Here is a 14,822-nt window from a genome sequence, read left to right as displayed (position 1 = left end):
GGCGGCGACGTTGGGGCGGCTCACCGGTGGGGATCCGTCCCTGCTGCGGCGAATCAATTCGGCCGTTGTGCTGCACGCGCTGCGCGCCGCCGGGTCCCCGGCGGCACCCACGCTCAGCGATCTGGTCAGGGTGACGGGGCTGTCCCGGCCCACCGTCGAGGGCGTGGTCGAGGGACTGATCGGCAGCGGTCTGGTGGCGGAGGCGTCCGCCGAGGAGGGCACGGCACGGCGGCAGGGCCGCCCGGCGCGGCGGTTCCGGTTCCGGGTGGAGGCCGGCCATCTGCTGGGCGTCGAGATCGGGCCGCACCGGATCGCCGCGCTGCTCGCGGACCTCAGCGGGCGGGTGACGGGCGCCGAGTCGGCGGAGGTCTGCGAGACGGCTTCGGCGGACGAGCGGCTGGAGCGGGTGCGCACCACCGTCACCACGCTGCTGGAGCGCACGCAGGTGCCGTGCGACGCGCTGCGGGCCGTGGGCGTGGCCACTCCCGGCATCGTGGAGGCGGGCGGAACGGTCCGGCTCGGGACGGCACTGCCCGACTGGACGGGCCTGGCGCTCGGCGAGCGGCTGCGCAGCGCGTTCCGCTGCCCGGTGCTGGTGGAGAACGACGCCAACGCGGCCGCGGTGGCCGAGCATTGGAAGGGCGCCGCGATCGGCTGCGACGACGTCGTGTTCGTCCTCGCGGGGCTGAGCCCGGGGGCCGGGTCGCTCATCGGAGGGCGGCTGCACCGGGGGTACGGCGGCGCGGCCGGGGAGATCGGGGCGCTGCATCTGCTGGGCCGGGAGGCCACGCCGGAGGAGGTGCTGTCGACCACCGGGGAGCCGTTGCACCCGCTGGACGAGGCGCAGGTGGCGCGGGTGTTCGCGCTGGCCGGGGCGGGCGACGAGCGGGCGCGTGCCGCCGTGGACCGGTATCTGCGGCGCCTGGTGCACGATGTGGCCGCGCTGGTGCTGGCGCTCGATCCGGAACTGGTCGTGGTGGGCGGCTGGGTGGCGGGCCTGGAGGGCGTCCTCGACCCGCTGCGCACCGAACTGGCCCGCTACTGCCTGCGCCCGCCGCGGGTGGCGCAGTCGCTGCTCGGCGACTCGGCCGTGGCGACGGGCGCGTTGCGGCTGGCTCTCGACCATGTGGAGGCGGAGCTCTTCGCGGTCGAGAGCACGGTGACGGCGCGGCGCTGAGCGCAGGGGGTGTCCGGTGGGTCGGCGCGGGCCCTTGGTTCAGCCGACGAGCAGCCGTACGTCTCCGAAGGTGAGGCGGCAGGTGTCGGCCCGGTAGGTGGCCATGGCCACGGCCGCGGTGCGGCCGCCCGCGAAGTAGCGGGTGGTGACGATCAGTACGGGCGCGCCGGGCAGCCGGTCGAGCTGCTTGGCGTCGTCGGCGCGGGCCGAGCCGAGCTCCACCGCCCGGTCCTGGCCCTCCAGTTGGAGCTGCTGGAGTTCCCGGAGCACGGCACGGGCGCGTGCCGTCGCGGGGAGCGCGCCGAGTCCGGCGAGCGCGGGCACGCTGTCCCCCGGTACGTACAGCAACTCGGCGGCCACGGGCTGGCCGTGGGTCTTGCGGCTGCGGCGCACGGTGTGCACGGTCTCGCCCTGTTCCGTGCCGAGGAGCCGGGCCACCACGTGGGGCGGGGCCGCCTCGGTGCAGTCGACGGGCTGCCAGGAGTCGGCGGCCGTGCCGGGCCAGGCGTGTTCGGGGTCGCCGACGGCCACGCCCATGCGGGGCGGTGCGACGGTGGTGCCGACGCCACGGCGGCGCTGGAGCCGTCCCTCCAGCTCGAGTTGCTCGAGGGCCTGCCGGAGGGTGGCCCGGGCGACGCCGAAACGGGCCGCGAGCTCACGCTCGTTGGGCAGGATCTCGCCGACCGCGAACTCGGAGTCGAGCGCGTCGCTGAGCACGGTCTTCAGGTGCCAGTACTTCGGTTCCGGCACCGTCGCCGACTGCGTGGTCCCCACCCTGATCCTCCGCAAGCTCTTTTCGCGCGCTTCTTTATTAAAGGTTGTTGCAGTATGCCTGTGACCATAGGACGGTGTGCCCACTTGGTCAAGACCAATGCAGGGCCCGGGGATCGTCCCACCGACGCTCTACCGATCGGTAACCGTTGCTGACATCCTGTCCAGTAACTGTCGGCCGCGGATGACCCGGAGTGCGCTCATGCCCGAGAAGATCTCCTTCCCCCTCGACACCCCTTCCGGGCCGCGGACGGCCGAGGTGGTGTACGAACGGGTCGGCGGCGGCGAGCCGTTGGTGCTGCTGCACGGCATCGGTCATCATCTCCAGGCCTGGGACCCGGTCATCGGCGCCCTCGCTGCCGAACGCGACGTCATCGCCATCGACTTGCCCGGCTTCGGCCTCTCCCCCGCGCTCCCCGACGGCGTCGCCTACGACCTGCGGGGCGTGCGCTCCACGATCCGCGCGTTCTTCGGGGCGCTGGGCCTGGAGCGCCCGCACATCGCGGGCAACTCGCTCGGCGGCCTGATCGCCCTGGAACTGGGGCACGCGGGGCTCGCGCGGTCCGTCACCGCACTGTCCCCGGCCGGATTCTGGACCAACCCCGAACGCCTCTACGCCTTCATGGTGCTGAGCGGCATGCGCTACGGCGCCCGGCTGCTGCCGCCGGAGACCGCGGCCCGGCTGGCCCGTACGACCGCGGGCCGCGCGGCGATGACCAGCGCCATCTACGCCCGTCCCGGCAGACGGTCGCCGGAGGCGGTGGCAGCGGAGACCCAGGCGCTGCGCGAGGCGACCGGGTTCGAGGCCACCCTCGCCGCCGGGCAGACGACGCTGTTCGCGCACGATATCCCGGACATTCCCGTCACCATCGGCTGGGGCACCAGGGACCGGGTGCTGCTGCGCCGACAGGGCATACGCGCCAAGAACGTGATCCCCGGGGCCCGGCTGGTGCGCCTGCCCGGCTGCGGCCATGTGCCGATGAACGACGACCCGGCCCTCGTGGCCCGCGTCATCCTCGACACCACGCGCGTCGCCCTCGACACCACGCGCTGACGAGGCGCCGTCGCGCGCGCCCGGCCCCGGGGGCATCCTGGCAGGGAGGCCCCCGGAGAGCAGGGAGGCAAGGGATGGCCGAGCAGGTGGACGTCGTCGTCATCGGCATGGGCCCCGGTGGCGAGCATGTGGCGGGGCGGCTGGCGGAGTCCGGGCTGGCCGTGGTCGGTGTGGAGGCCGAACTGGTCGGCGGCGAGTGCCCGTACTGGGGGTGCGTGCCGAGCAAGATGATGATCCGGGCCGGGAACCTCCTGGCGGAGGCGCGGCGCGTGCCCGGCATGGCGGGGGCGGCGCAGGTCGCCGCCGACTGGGCACCGGTCGCCGCCCGGATCCGCGACGAGGCGACCGACGACTGGAACGACAAGGTCGCGGCCGACCGCTTCACCGGCAAGGGGGGCCGCCTGGTGCGCGGACGGGGCCGGCTCGCCGGCCCGGGCCGGGTGGCGGTCGGCGACGAGACGTTCGAGGTGCGGCGCGGCGTGGTGATCGCGACCGGCTCCCGCCCGTGGACTCCCCCGGTGGCCGGCCTGGCGGACGTGCCGTACTGGACGAACCGGGAGGCGATCGCCGCGAAGGAGCCGCCGCGCTCGCTGCTGGTGCTCGGCGGCGGCGCGATCGGCGTCGAACTCGCCCAGGTCTACGCCCGGTTCGGCACCGCCGTCACCATCGTGGAGGCGCTCGACGGGCTGGTCTCCGCCGAGGAGCCCGAGGCGGGCGCGCTGCTGGCCGAGGTGCTGGGCGCGGAGGGCCTGACGCTGCGGACGGGCGCACGGGTGGCCGCGGCGCGGCACGAGGGCGGCATGTTCACGCTGGCGCTGGAGAACGGCGAGGAACTGACCGGGGAACGGCTGCTGGTGGCCACCGGCCGCCGGCCGGATCTCTCCGCACTGGGCCTCGAGACCGTGGGCCTGGACCCGTCCGCGCGGGCCCTGCGGACGGACGGGCAGATGCTGGCGGCACCGGCCCTGTGGGGCGTGGGCGATGTGACCGGGCACGGGGTGTTCACCCATGTGGCGATGTACGAGGCGGAGATCGTGGTCCGCGCCGTGCTGGGCGATCCGGGGCCCGAGGCCGACTACCGCGCGCTGCCGCGCGTGACGTTCACGGACCCGGAGGTCGGCGCGGTCGGCCTGACGGAACGTCAGGCCCAGGAGCGGGGGCTCGACGTACGTACGGGCCTGTCCCGCGTGCCCGCCTCGGCGCGTGGCTGGATCCACAAGGCGGGCAACGCGGGCCTGGTGAAGCTGGTCGAGGACGCCGCCCGCGGCGTGCTCGTCGGGGCGACCACGGCGGGGCCGATGGGCGGTGAGGTGCTCTACGGGCTGGCCGTCGCCGTCCAGGCAGAGGTGCCGGTCGCCTCGCTGCGGCACATGATCTACGCCTATCCCACCTTCCACCGGGGCGTGGAGGACGCCCTGCGCGATCTTGCGGAATCAGGGTGACAATTCCACCAAGGCGGACTTAACCCGTCGGACACAGGCCGTTCGTGATCACGCAACACCGCTTCGCCAGGGTGGGCGGCATGACGGACGAGACCCCCGCGCAGTACACCCGCCGCCCCCACCACTGGCGGCGGGAACTGACGGAACTGGCCGCCCTCTTCACCGCCGTGGCCGCCGCCGACTGTGCGGCCAACACAGTGGCGCACGTGCCCCAGGGCCCGATGCTGCTCGTCGGCTCCGCCGCCGCGCTGCTCGCCGCTGCCGGCATCCACACCTGGTGGGCGCGCCGGCAGCGCCGCCGGGACTCCGAGCCCCTCTCCCGGCCGTCCGGCGGCAACCCGCGCGACGCGGGCGGCACGGCGCTGTGGCGGATGCGGACGACCGTGCGGGACGAACCGGGCAGCCTGGCCGCGCTGTGCCTGGCCCTGGCCCACCGCGACGTCGACATCCTCTCCCTGCAGACCCACCCGCTCGCCGAGGGCACGGTGGACGAGCTGCTGCTGCGCGCCCCGGCCGCGCTGGCGCCCGCCGAGCTGACCCGGGCCGCCGCCAGTGGCGGCGGAAGCGGGACCTGGCTGGAGCGGGCGGACGCTCACGACCTCGTGGACGCCCCGGCCCGGGTGCTCGCCCTCGCCACCCGCATCGCCCTGGACACGGCCGAACTCCCCCTGGCACTGCGGCAGTTGCTCGGCCGCTGCACGATCCGCTCGACGCCGTCCGGCACGGCCTGCGACATACCGCCGGAGGGCGCCTGGGAGGAGAGCGTGATGCGGCTGCGCGACCCGTCCGGCGGTGCGATCACCATCGAGCGCCCTCATCTGCCGTTCACCCCCACCGAGTTCGCCCGCGCCCGGGCCCTGGTGGAGCTGGAGGCGCGTCTGGGCCCCCGCGCGCCGCGGCACAGCGACGTGCTGACGCTGCCCGAGGGCAACGCGATCACCATCCGCCGGGCCGGCGCGGGCGACTTCGCGGCGGCGCGCGCCATGCACGAGCGGTGCACCCCGGCGACGCTGGCGCTGCGCTACCACGGACCCGTACGGGACGTCCGGGCCGCCGACCGCTACCTCGGCCACCTGCTCAGCCCGCGCTTCGGCCGCACCCTGGCCGCCTGCACGGCCTCGGGCCGCCTGGTGGGGCTCGGCCATCTGCTGTGGGACGGCGAGGAGACCGAGGTGGCACTGCTCGTCGAGGACGCGTGGCAGCGGCGCGGGGTAGGCGGCGAACTGCTGGCCCGGCTGGTGGGCATGGCGCGCGAGGCGGGCTGTGAGAGCGTCTACGCCGTCACCCGGTCCTCCAACACCGGCATGGTCGCGGCGATGCGCGCCCTGGACCTGCCGCTCGACTATCAGGTGGAGGAGGGCACACTGGTGATCACGGCACGGCTCGCCCCGGTCCGGGCGACGTCGGGGTCACGGGTCCGGGGCGATTGAGGGCCGACCCCCGATGACGCGGCGGCACCGCACGTACGAGGATGTACACATGCCGAACACCACCAGCGCCCCGCTGCCCCGCCAGGTCGCCGACGCCTATGTCGACGCCCTCGTCGAACTCGACCCCATCACCGGCACCTATCTGGGAGTGGCGGCGAGCTCCTCGAAACTGCCCGACTACTCGCCCGCGGGGCAGGAGGCCCTCGCCGGCCTGGCACGCACGACGCTGGAGCGGCTGGCCGAGGCCGAGCAACGGCCGGGCGCGGAGAGCGATATCGAGCGGCGCTGCGCCCGCCTGCTGCGCGAGCGGCTGACCGCGGAGCTGGCGGTGCACGAGTCGGGTGAGCCGCTGCGCGCGATCAGCAACATGCACTGTCCCCTGCACGCGGTGCGGGAGATCTTCACCCTGATGCCCATGGAGACCACCGAGGACTGGGCGGCGATCGCCCGGCGGCTGCGCGCGGTGCCCGCCGCCCTCGAGGGCTGGCAGGCTTCCCTCGCCGAGGGCCTCAAGCGCGGTCTGCCCGGCGGCCCGCGCCAAGTCGCCACCGTGCTCGAGCAGTTGGCCGAGTGGATCGACACGGGCGCCGGCTGGTTCGCGGACTTCGTCGCCGAGGGTCCGAAGGAGCTGCGCGCCGAGCTGGACGAGGCCGCGGCCGTCGCCGCGGCGGCACTGGCCACGGTCCGCGACTGGCTGCGGGATGTCTACGCCCCGGCCGTGGCGGACGCCCCGGACGTGGCCGGCCGCGAGCGGTACGCCGTCTGGGCGCGCTACTGGAACGGCACGGACATCAGCCTCGAGGAGGCGTACGCCTACGGCTGGTCCGAATTCCACCGCATCCTGGGCGAGATGCGCGCGGAGGCCGGCAAGGTCCTGCCCGGGGCGGGCTCCCCGTGGGAAGCGCTGGCTCACCTGGACGCGCACGGCACGCACATCGAGGGCGTCGAGGAAGTGCGGGACTGGCTGCAGAGCCTGATGGACGAGGCCATCGAGGCACTGGACGGCACGCACTTCGACCTCGCCGAGCGCGTCAAGCGCGTCGAGTCCCGCATCGCCCCGGCGGGCAGCGCGGCGGCGCCGTACTACACCGCGCCGTCGGAGGACTTCTCCCGTCCCGGCCGCACCTGGCTGCCGACCATGGGCGAGACCCGTTTCCCGGTGTACGACCTGGTGTCCACCTGGTACCACGAGGGCGTGCCCGGCCACCATCTCCAGCTCGCGCAGTGGGCCCACGTGGCCGACCGCCTCTCGCGGTACCAGGCCACGGTGGGCATGGTCAGCGCCAACGCCGAGGGCTGGGCGCTGTACGCGGAGCGGCTCATGGACGAGCTGGGCTTCCTGAGCGACCCCGAGCGCCGGCTGGGCTATCTGGACGCGCAGATGATGCGCTCCGTGCGCGTCATCATCGACATCGGCATGCACCTGGAGCTGGAGATCCCCGCGGACTCCCCCTTCCACCCCGGGGAGCGCTGGACGCCGGAGCTGGCGCAGGAGTTCTTCGGTCTGCACAGCAGCCGCCCCGCGGACTTCGTCGAGAGCGAGCTGGTGCGGTACCTGGGCATGCCGGGCCAGGCCATCGGCTACAAGCTCGGCGAACGCGCCTGGCTGACCGGCCGGGAAGCGGCCCGTGCGGCGCACGGCGACGCCTTCGACGCGAAGGCGTGGCACATGGCCGCGCTCTCGCAGGGTTCGCTGGGCCTCGACGACCTGGTGGCCGAACTCTCCGCGCTCTGACGCCGCGTAGGGTTCCGGCCATGGAACCCCTGCTCCTCCTGTGCCGCGACCCGCTCAACCCCCGCCGCGCCGACCCGCATTTCGCGCACGAGGCGAAGGCCGCGCGCGAACTGGGGCTGCGGGTCGCGCTGGTCGACCACGACGCCCTGCTCGCCGGGGACGCGGACGCCGCCGTCGCCGGGGTGCCGCGCGATGCGGGAGCGGCGTGGTACCGAGGGTGGATGATGCCCTCGGAGCAGTACGCCGCGCTGACAGAGGCACTCGCCGCCCGCGGGGTGCGGGCGGCGACCTCGGCGGACCGTTATCGCCGGGCGCATGAACTGCCGGGCTGGTACGCCACGTTCGCGCCGCTCACCCCGCGGAGCGTCTGGCTGCCGGCCGGGCCGGGCGCGGCCCCCTCCCGGCAGGAGCTCGCGGTCTGTGCGGCACCGCTGGGCGGTGGCCCGGCGGTCGTGAAGGACTTCGTCAAGTCCCGCAAGCACGAGTGGGAGGAGGCCTGTTACGTGCCCGACCTCGCGGACACGGACCGCCTGGCGTCCGTGTCCGCCCGGCTCGTGGAACTGCAGGGCTCCTTCCTCGCGGGCGGTGTGGTGATACGCGCCTTCGAGCACTTCCCGGATGCGAGCGAGGCCCGCGTGTGGTGGGTGGACGGCACCCCGGCCCTCACCACCGCGCACCCCGACAGCCCCGACCGCCTGCCGCAGCCGCCGCTCGGCGAGGTGGCGCCGTATATCGCCGCGCTCGGCTGCCGGTTCGTCACCACGGACCTCGCGCTGCGCGAGGACGGGGTGTGGCGGGTCGTGGAGGTCGGCGACGGCCAGGTGAGCGAACTGCCGCGCGGAGCCGATCCGGTGCGGCTGCTGGAGGCGCTGGCCGACGCGTACGCAGGCCCGTACGCATCTGAGTAGCGAGCTGAGTACGCGTGCTCAGGGCCGAGCCGCTCCCGGCCCGGATGCTGGGGGCATGACCACGCCACTTCTCCCCAGCCAGCCGCCCTGCCCACCCCTGCCCCCGGCCAGGCGTCCGGGAAGCCGCCGCATGGTGGTGGCCGGCCTCGTCGCCGGGCTCGTCCTCGTGCTCGCCGGAGGAGCCGCCTGGTGGCTGACCGACGAGGACGGCTCGTCGCTGGCCGGTCGGCCACGGGTCACGGACGGTGCGACGGGACTCTCCTACGCGGTGCCCGAAGGCTGGGAGCCCAGCAAGAAGCGGCTGATCTCCGCCTTCACCTCGGCCATCGGCGCGAAGGACACCGGCAGCCGGAGCTACGCCACCGTCCTCACCGGCCCGGTCAGGGCCCTGCCGCAGTCCGCGCTGAGGCGCGAGGCGGAGAGAGCGGCCCGGTCGAACGCCGTGTTCTTCTACCCCGACGGGAATTCGGCGGTCGAGGAGTCCCGGGCAACGACGGTGAGCGACCGCCCGGCGCACACGGTGGCGATGAAGGTGCGCGACGGCCATGGCGGCACGGCCCACCTCCGGATGACAGTCGTCGCGGCGCGTGACGACCGCGCGGCGTTCCTCCTCGGCATCAGCCGGCCGTCCGCGACGGAGCGGAGCCAGGAGGTCGACGCGGTGCTGGAGAGCGCCTCGGTGATGTGAACGGCGGTGAGGCCTCAGCCGTCCGTCCCCGCCGTCCGGTGGCAAAGGGCCGATCCCGAGCGGCCTTTGACGACCTCGAGCTGGGCCGGGACGCGGCGGCGGAGGTCGGCGACGTGGCTGACGATGCCGACCGCACGGTCGCGTTCGCGCAGGGAGTCCAGGACGTCCAGGACCTCGTCGAGGGTCTGTTCGTCCAGGCTGCCGAACCCCTCGTCGATGAAGAGCGTGTCCAGCCGGGTGCCGCCCGCCTCGTCCGTGACGACGTCGGCGAGGCCGAGGGCGAGGGCGAGGGAGGCGTAGAAGGTCTCCCCGCCGGAGAGCGTGGCGGTGTCGCGTTCGCTGCCGGTCCAGGAGTCGATGACGTGCAGGCCGAGGCCGGAGCGCCCGCGTCCGCCGGTCCGGGCGTCGGAGTGCACGAGGGCGTAGCGGCCCGCGGACATGCGCTGCAGCCTGGCGGTCGCGGCGGCGGCGACCTGCTCCAGCCGGGCGGCGAGGACGTACGACTCCAGGCGCATCCTCCGCTCGTTGGAGGTGGACGTACCGGCGGCGAGCGTGGCGAGGTGGGCCACGCGGTGGTGCTCCTCGCGGAGCGGGGCGAGCCGGTGGGCGTCCCTGAGGGCCTGGCCGGACAGCTTGTCGAGTTCCGCGCAGCGCTCACGGGCGGCTGCGTCGCGCGCCGCGGCGTCCCGCAGCGCGCGGGTGGCGGCCTCGGCGGCCGCGTGGGCGGCCGAGGGGTCGGCCGGGGGCCGGCCGGCGGCGTCGGGCACCGCCGGGTCGTCGAGCTCGTCGAGGCCGGCGGCCTCGTCGCGCTGCCGCCGCTCGAGCCGGTCGCGCAGTTCGCGCTGCGCGACCGCGCCCAGCAGTGCGTGCGCGGCGAGGGCCGGGGTGGCGAACCCGGCGCGGTAGGAGGCGTCGGCGAGCCGTGCGTCGGCCTCCTTCAGCCGCGTCGCCGCGCTCTCGGCGGTGCGTACGGCCTCGGCGGCGTGGGCCAGCAGCGCCGCCTGCCTCTCCAGCAGCGCGGCGCGTTCGGCGACCGTCGCCGCTCCCCCGCGCGCCTCGGCCAACTCGGCCGTGAGGGTGTGCAGTTCGCGCTCGAGCTGTTCCCGGCGGGAGGCGTGGCCGGCGATGCGCAGCTGTGCCTCCTGCAGGGCTCCGCGCCGCTGCTCGCATTCGCGCTCGGCGGCGTCGAGTGCCTCGCGGGCGGCCGGGAGGTCGGAGGCGGCGCGGTGCGCCCGGTCGAGGGAGCGGTGCGCCTCGTCGGCGAGGCCGGTCAGTTCGGCGGCCGTGGCCGTACCGGCGGCGGCTGTGGCGGCGGCGAGGTTTTCGCGCACGTCATGGAGGTGCCGGGCGGCCTTCTCGCGTACGGTGTCGGCCTGTTGGGAGGCGTCCAGGGCGGCTTCTTCCGCCACGCTGTCCACCTGCCCGTCGGCCGGGCGGGCGGGGGCGGGGTGTTCGGTGGCGCCGCAGACGGCGCACGGTGTGCCGGCCCGCAGCCCGGCGGCCAGTTCGGCGGCGATGCCGCGCAGGCGGCGGTCCTTGAGGTCGAGCCAGTGCTCACGGGCGGCCGCCGCGTCCTCGCGGGCGCGCAGCAGGATGCCTTCGGCGGCCTCGGCCTGCCCGGCGAGGGTGTCGCGTCGGCGGGCATCCTCGAGGCGCCGCAGCGCGGACTCGGCCTGGGCACCGAGCTGTTCGACCCGGGTGGCGGCCTTCTGTGCCAGGTCCACACGCTCCTGGCGGGTACGGCGCCCGGTCTCCCACTCGGCGAGCCAGGCGGCGTCCTCGGCCCGGGCCTCCTCGGCGCCGCGCGTCTCGCGCTCGAGGCGCGCGATGTCGGCGGCGAGGGCGTCGGCCTGCGGCTCGGCGCGACGGGCGGCGGCCAGGGCACCGAGTTCCTCGCGGAACGTGCGCTCGAGGGCGGCCAGTTGGCCTCCGCCCGCCTCCTGGTACTCGGCGGGCAGCTGTGCACGGGCGTCCCGCTCGGCGGCCGCCGCGGCCCGGTGGACCTGCTCGGCCTCGTCGCGCAGCTCGAGGGCGGGTGCGACGGAGTCGGCCGCGCGGGCCCGCTCCAGCCGCTCGCGGTCGGCGTCCCGCGCGGCGCGGTGCTCCTCGAGCGCGTCGGCGCGCTGCCGGGCGTCGGCGTACCGGCGCTGGAGGCCCGCCAGTTCGCGTACGTCATCGGTGTGCCGCCGGGCGGCGTCGTGGTTCCGTTCGGCGGTGCGGAGTCCGGCCGCGGCGATGTCGCGCCGCTCGCTCGCGCCGGTACGGGCCAGGGCCGCCCACTCCAGCACCGCTTCGGCCACCCCGGGTTCGCCGGCGACGAGCGCCGGTGCGGCGCCGGCGGCCGTGGCGGGCGCGGGAGTTCCCACCTCCGGCAGCGACGGGTCGGCGGCGGCCTGCCGCATCCGGTGCCCCAGGGCGAGCAGTTGCTCGTCCCCCGCGCGCACCCGTGCCTCCGCCGCGCGGCGCAGCTCGGCGAGGCGTTCCTCGACCGCGCGGAAGCGGCTGGTGTCGAAGAGTTTGCCGAGCAGCTTGCCGCGGGCGTCGTCCTCTGCGCGCAGGAAGCGGGCGAAGTCGCCCTGGGGCAGCAGGACGACCTGGCAGAACTGCTCCTGGCTCATGCCGAGCAGTTGCCTGATCTCCTCGCCGATCTCCTGGTGGGAGCGGCTGCTGCCCTGCCACCGCCCGTCGGCGGTGCGCTCGCGCAGGGTGCTGTGGGCCTTTTCCCGGGTGAGGCCGGTGCCCCGCTTCTTGGGGCGGAACTGTTCGGGCCGCCGGGTGATCTCCAACCGCCGTTCGCCGACGGTGAATTCGAGGACGACCTCGGTGAGGACGTCCGGTGCGGCGTGGTCGCTGCGCAGGGCGGTCCCGCCGCTCTGGCGGGCGCCGGGGACGCCGCCGTAGAGGGCGTAGCAGACGGCGTCGAGGACGGAGGTCTTGCCCGCGCCGGTGGGTCCGTGCAGCAGGAAGAGACCGGCGCCCGACAGTTCGTCGAAGTCGACGTGGTGTGTGCCGCCGAAGGGACCGAAGGCGGTGAGCCCGAGCCGGTGCAGCCTCATGCGTGCCCCTCGTCCCCGGCGGCGACCCGTACGTGGTCGAGGGCCTCCGTGAGCACGGCGCGCTCGGTCTCGTCCGGCCCCTGCCCGCCGCGGACGTGCGCCACGAAGTCCTCGGCGATCTGCTGGTCGGTGCGGCCGTGCAGCCGCGTGGCGTAGGAGGCGAGCGGATCCTCGGGGGCGCGCTCGGGCGCGAAGACGAGGCTCAGCACGTGCGGGAAGCGGCGGGCGAGCCGGGCCATGGGTTCGCGGGGGCGCACCGGGTCGGTGAGGGTCGCCTCGACCCAGGCGTGTGCGTGCCGCTCGAGGGCCGGGTCCTCCAGCAGTTCGTCGAGCCGTCCGCCGATACGGGCGAGCGGGCGGGGCACCGGGCAGTCGACGCGCTCGGCGGTCACCGCTCCGCCGGCGCCGAGGTCGACCAGCCACATGGTCTTGCGGTGGTCCGTCTCGGAGAAGGAGTACGCGAGCGGGGAGCCGGAGTAACGGACGCGCTCGGCGAGGGTCTGGCAGCCGTGGAGGTGCCCGAGGGCCGCGTAGTCCACTCCCTCGAAGATCTCGAGGGGCACGGAGGCGACGCCGCCGACGGTGATGTCGCGCTCGCTGTCGCTCGGCTCGCCCCCGGTGACGAAGGCATGGGCGAGCACCACCGACCGGGTCCCGGCGGGCCGCTCCGCGAGGTCGGCCCGTACCCGGTCCATCGCGGCCCGCAGGACGGCCGCGTGAGACGTGCCCTGGGCGCCCAGTGTGTCGCGTACGAGGGCGGGTTCGAGGTAGGGCAGCCCGTAGAAGGCGACGTCCCCGTGCGCATCGGCGAGGACGACGGGCACTCCGCACCCGGCGGGGTCGGTGCGCAGGTGTATCCCGGCCCGCCCGATGAGCCCGGCGCCCACGCCGAGCCGGCGCGGGGAGTCGTGGTTGCCGGAGATCATCACGGTGGGCACCCCGAGCTCCGCGAGCCGGTGCAGTGCCTCGTCGAACAGTTCGACGGCGGGGAGGGGCGGTACGGCGCGGTCGTAGACGTCACCGGCGACGAGCACGGCGTCGACCTCGTGCTCGCGCACGGTGCGGACGAGGTGGTCGAGGAAGCCGCGCTGGGCCTCGAGGAGGCTCACGCGGTGGAACGACCGGCCCAGGTGCCAGTCGGAGGTGTGCAGGAATCTCACGACAGGACTCCGACCTGCATGATTTCTGTTCCTCCGCACTCTCGGCCAGCACCGACCCAGCACGGTACTCGATGTCGGCACCGGCCACATCAGCACCGGACGGAACGCGGTCCGTCACCACACGCGGTCAGCGGGCCCGGGCGCCGGCCTCCTGGGCGGCGGCTGCGGGCCGTGCGTCGCGGGTGGTGCACAGGATCGGCGCGGCCAGCAGCAGTGCCCCGACGCCGAGGACGGCGACGGCGTACCACCCTCCCGTGTTCCAGATCTGGGAGCCGATGAGGGAGCCCGTCGCGATCCCCAGGAAACGGGTGGTGAAGTAAAGGGTGTTGAGCCTGCTGTGCTGCCCTGCCTCGAGCTTGAAGAGCATGGCCTGGTTGACCACCTGGTTGCCCCACACCCCGACGTCCAGCAGGACGACGCCGAGCACCATCAGGACCAGCCAGTCCTTGCCCCCCGCGAGTGCCGCCCAGCCGGCCAGCGAGACGACCAGCAGCACCGTCTGGGCGTAACGGCCGCCCTTGCGGTCGGCCAGCCGGCCGGCCCGCGGCGACCCGAGCGCGCTCGCCGCGGCGACCAGGCCGAACAGGCCCGCGACGCCCGGACCGTAGCCGTAGGAGTCCTGCAGGACGAAGGCGAGCGTCGTCCAGAAGGCGCCGAAGGAGACGCCCACCAGCGCCCCGGACATACAGACCCGGCGCACCAGCGGACTGCCGCCGAACAGCTCCGGCAGGCTCCTGAGCAGATCGCCATAAGACATCGCGGCGCTGCCGGTGATGCCCTTGGGCAGCGCGAAGAACAGCAGCACCAGCAACATCGTCATCAGCGCGACCGAGCAGCCGTACACCCAGCGCCAGCCCACCAGATCGGCCATCGCCCCGGCGTAGGCGCGGGAGGCGAGCAGGCCGACAAGCAGGCCGCCCTGCAGGACGCCGACGACCCGGCCCTTGGCCCCGCAGCCGGAAAGCGCCACGGCGAGCGGGACGACGATCTGCGGAATCGGCGTCAGTGCGCCCAGCAGGAAGCTGACGACGGTGAGAACGGTGAGGTCGGGGGAGAGCGCGGCGGCGGCCAGCGCCACCGTCGTCGCGGCCCCCAGGGACAGGATCAGCTTCCGGCGGTCGCGGGTGTCGCCGAGCGGGACGAGCAGCAGGATGCCGAGCGCGTAGCCGAACTGGGTGGCCGTCGGGACCGAGCCCATCGCGCCCTCGGAGACCCCGAAGGAGCTCGCCATATCGGTCAGCATGGGCTGGTTGATATAGATGTTGGACGAGGTGATCGCACAGGCCAGGGTGAGCACGACCATCAGCGACCGGCCGAGCGGACCGCCCGCCGTGCCGCTGTTCGTGGGGCCGTCCGGAGACGTCATGGCAGGATCCCGGCACCGACGGCGGCGACGAGCCT

Annotated in this window: 11 protein-coding genes; 7 read left to right on the top strand and 4 right to left on the bottom strand. The window is 74.7% G+C overall.

Going from position 1 to position 14,822, the window contains the following annotated elements:
• Positions 1-10: 10 nt before the first annotated feature.
• Positions 11-1,177: an ROK family protein gene (locus ACV530_RS33150; RefSeq protein WP_494336403.1), complete on the top strand. Its 1,167-nt coding sequence runs from the start codon at positions 11-13 to the stop codon at positions 1,175-1,177.
• A gap of 39 nt (positions 1,178-1,216) precedes the next feature.
• Here the strand turns inward: ACV530_RS33150 and ACV530_RS33145 are convergent, their stop codons facing one another.
• A complete protein-coding gene (locus tag ACV530_RS33145) occupies positions 1,217-1,951 on the bottom strand; it encodes a GntR family transcriptional regulator (RefSeq protein ID WP_494336402.1) in 735 nt (244 codons plus the stop codon).
• 199 nt (positions 1,952-2,150) lie between these two features.
• Between ACV530_RS33145 and ACV530_RS33140 the strand changes: the two genes are divergently transcribed.
• The 6 genes from ACV530_RS33140 (at position 2,151) to ACV530_RS33115 (ending at position 9,205) form a co-directional block, all read left to right on the top strand.
• Positions 2,151-3,002 (top strand): alpha/beta fold hydrolase, encoded by an 852-nt coding sequence (locus ACV530_RS33140; protein WP_494336401.1) that lies wholly within the window; start codon positions 2,151-2,153, stop codon positions 3,000-3,002.
• 74 nt (positions 3,003-3,076) lie between these two features.
• Positions 3,077-4,444, top strand: coding sequence for a dihydrolipoyl dehydrogenase family protein (locus ACV530_RS33135; protein WP_494336400.1), 1,368 nt, complete (start codon positions 3,077-3,079; stop codon positions 4,442-4,444).
• 80 nt (positions 4,445-4,524) lie between these two features.
• A complete protein-coding gene (locus ACV530_RS33130; RefSeq protein WP_494336399.1) occupies positions 4,525-5,874 on the top strand; it encodes a GNAT family N-acetyltransferase in 1,350 nt (449 codons plus the stop codon).
• A 49-nt stretch (positions 5,875-5,923) separates the two neighbouring features.
• The gene (locus ACV530_RS33125) at positions 5,924-7,609 is read left to right on the top strand and encodes a DUF885 domain-containing protein (RefSeq protein ID WP_494336398.1); all 1,686 of its coding nucleotides are present in this window, start codon (positions 5,924-5,926) and stop codon (positions 7,607-7,609) included.
• Between the two features lie 20 nt (positions 7,610-7,629).
• A complete protein-coding gene (locus ACV530_RS33120) occupies positions 7,630-8,517 on the top strand; it encodes an ATP-grasp domain-containing protein (protein WP_494336397.1) in 888 nt (295 codons plus the stop codon).
• A 55-nt stretch (positions 8,518-8,572) separates the two neighbouring features.
• Entirely contained in the window at positions 8,573-9,205 is a 633-nt protein-coding gene (locus tag ACV530_RS33115; RefSeq protein WP_494336396.1) for a hypothetical protein, read from the top strand.
• Between the two features lie 14 nt (positions 9,206-9,219).
• On the opposite strand, the gene ACV530_RS33110 is transcribed toward ACV530_RS33115, so the two are convergent.
• The 3 genes from ACV530_RS33110 to ACV530_RS33100 form a co-directional block, all read right to left on the bottom strand.
• Positions 9,220-12,261: an AAA family ATPase gene (locus ACV530_RS33110; protein WP_494336395.1), complete on the bottom strand. Its 3,042-nt coding sequence runs from the start codon at positions 12,259-12,261 to the stop codon at positions 9,220-9,222.
• Positions 12,258-13,421, bottom strand: a complete 1,164-nt coding sequence (locus ACV530_RS33105) for an exonuclease SbcCD subunit D (RefSeq protein WP_494336394.1) — start codon at positions 13,419-13,421, stop codon at positions 12,258-12,260. Before ACV530_RS33105 ends, ACV530_RS33110 begins: the two co-directional genes overlap by 4 nt.
• A 127-nt stretch (positions 13,422-13,548) precedes the next feature.
• Positions 13,549-14,787 (bottom strand): MFS transporter, encoded by a 1,239-nt coding sequence (locus ACV530_RS33100; protein ID WP_494336393.1) that lies wholly within the window; start codon positions 14,785-14,787, stop codon positions 13,549-13,551.
• Between the last annotated feature and the right edge of the window lie 35 nt (positions 14,788-14,822).

Source organism: Streptomyces sp. SX-6, from assembly GCF_059089585.1.
The sequence above is the reverse complement of the archived record's forward strand: the minus strand, read 5'-3'. Positions and strand labels throughout refer to the sequence as shown.

What these genes read in the sequence shown, in the direction of transcription:
- ACV530_RS33140 (WP_494336401.1), top strand. Translation starts at nt 2,151, where the DNA reads ATGCCCGAGAAGATCTCCTTCCCCCTCGACACCCCTTCCGGGCCGCGG.
- ACV530_RS33135 (WP_494336400.1), top strand. Translation starts at nt 3,077, where the DNA reads ATGGCCGAGCAGGTGGACGTCGTCGTCATCGGCATGGGCCCCGGTGGC.
- ACV530_RS33130 (WP_494336399.1), top strand. Translation starts at nt 4,525, where the DNA reads ATGACGGACGAGACCCCCGCGCAGTACACCCGCCGCCCCCACCACTGG.
- ACV530_RS33125 (WP_494336398.1), top strand. Translation starts at nt 5,924, where the DNA reads ATGCCGAACACCACCAGCGCCCCGCTGCCCCGCCAGGTCGCCGACGCC.
- ACV530_RS33120 (WP_494336397.1), top strand. Translation starts at nt 7,630, where the DNA reads ATGGAACCCCTGCTCCTCCTGTGCCGCGACCCGCTCAACCCCCGCCGC.
- ACV530_RS33115 (WP_494336396.1), top strand. Translation starts at nt 8,573, where the DNA reads ATGACCACGCCACTTCTCCCCAGCCAGCCGCCCTGCCCACCCCTGCCC.
- ACV530_RS33110 (WP_494336395.1), bottom strand. Translation starts at nt 12,261, where the DNA reads ATGAGGCTGCACCGGCTCGGGCTCACCGCCTTCGGTCCCTTCGGCGGC.
- ACV530_RS33100 (WP_494336393.1), bottom strand. Translation starts at nt 14,787, where the DNA reads ATGACGTCTCCGGACGGCCCCACGAACAGCGGCACGGCGGGCGGTCCG.